The sequence below is a fragment of the Mesorhizobium sp. M1E.F.Ca.ET.041.01.1.1 genome (assembly GCF_003997355.1).
Taxonomy (GTDB): domain Bacteria; phylum Pseudomonadota; class Alphaproteobacteria; order Rhizobiales; family Rhizobiaceae; genus Mesorhizobium.
This window is the reverse complement of sequence record NZ_RZSL01001002.1, coordinates 1-1,350: the sequence shown is the minus strand read 5'-3', so window position 1 is coordinate 1,350 and position 1,350 is coordinate 1. Positions and strand designations below refer to the sequence as shown.

Annotated in this window: 1 protein-coding gene; it reads right to left on the bottom strand. The window is 63.6% G+C overall.

The window, feature by feature from the left end; translation table 11 throughout:
- Positions 1–830, bottom strand: an 830-nt coding sequence (locus EOA38_RS36795; protein ID WP_127301519.1) for a site-2 protease family protein, incomplete at its 3' end; no start/stop codon positions are given.
- Positions 831–1,350 lie beyond the last annotated feature (520 nt).

Here is a 1,350-nt window from a genome sequence, read left to right as displayed (position 1 = left end):
ATCAGGACGGGCACCAGGAAGGCGGAGAAGCCCGCCCCCATCAGCGCCACGAAGGCCACCTCGAAGCGGCTGTCATAGGGCCTGCCGCCGATGGCGATGCCGCCGAGCAGCGGGATGAAGATCATCCGCGCCCGGCGATGCCCGGTCAGGCGGAACGCCGCCATGTGACCCAGCTCGTGCAGCGCCACCACCGAGGTCAGGATCGCGGCCAGCGCCAGCCCGCCAGGGTTGAGCCCGAAGAACGGCCACAGGATGAAGGTCGAAAGCACGGCGAAGCCGATCTGGCTCACCGGATGCTCGAACCAGCCGCCCTTGCGATATGTTCCGGTTCTCGCCCAGACCTGCAGCTTGGCGAGTTCGCGGCGCATGGCGAAGTAGCGGAAGACCAGGAAGGCGACGCCGCGATAGCGGTCTGTTTGCGTAAGCGTCACCCGCGTCGCGTCGCCTTCGCGGACGAGCTCGGTGGTTTCACGATAGTTGGCCCAGAATGAGGGATCGAGCGCCGTGTCCTCGACGACGCGCATCGAGAAGCGGCTGCCTTCCACCACATCCTGAAACTGAGCCTTGCGTTCGATCGGTTGACCATCCCGCCCCTCCCAGGACAGTTTGATCAGCGCCGCGCCCTCGCCGTCCAGGGGTACGGCGGATAGGATTTCACCCGACCAGCCGGCGTCGCCGCCGAACGGCCACAGCGCCTGCCAGAGGCGTTTCCGATCGGCCTCGATGACGCGGCTGACCGTAACCGTGCGCAGCCCGAGCGGCGCGGTCATCAGCAGAAAGATCAGTCCGAGATTTCCGGCCACGAGGGTGACCGTGGCGATGACCGACACTGCCCTTGCTCCCTGTCTTTGGAAGCAGCCTAACGGCGGCGCGGCCAAGAAAAGCTTAACAATGGGCGGGCTCTTGCCCGCCCCAAGGACGGGCTTTTGGCCCGCCCGAAACAAGGGCGGCGAGCCGCCTGATCACATGGCGCCAATCCAGATCGCCATGGAAATGAGGAAGGTGCTCATGCAAACCAGCGAGACGACATCCTGAACCAGATCGGCCATAACTCTCTCCTGTTGTTGGTATGTTCGTAATTTGTTCTAATTTTGTTCGAATGTCAACGATCAGGGAGCGGCGTGCTGGGCCAATCCGGCGATCCGTTTGGGCACGGTTAAGGAAAGGTTGACGCAACAAGATGCGCGACCGGGACTTTAAGACATGGGCCCCGGCCGCGGGGCAGTCGTTTCCTTTCGGGCGCCTGCGCCGCCCCTCACCTGCCTGCCGGCATCCTCTCCCCGTATAGTGACGGGGAGAGGGGCGCTCTCTTCGCTGATTTCGCCAATCGTCAACGTTGCAGGATAAGCA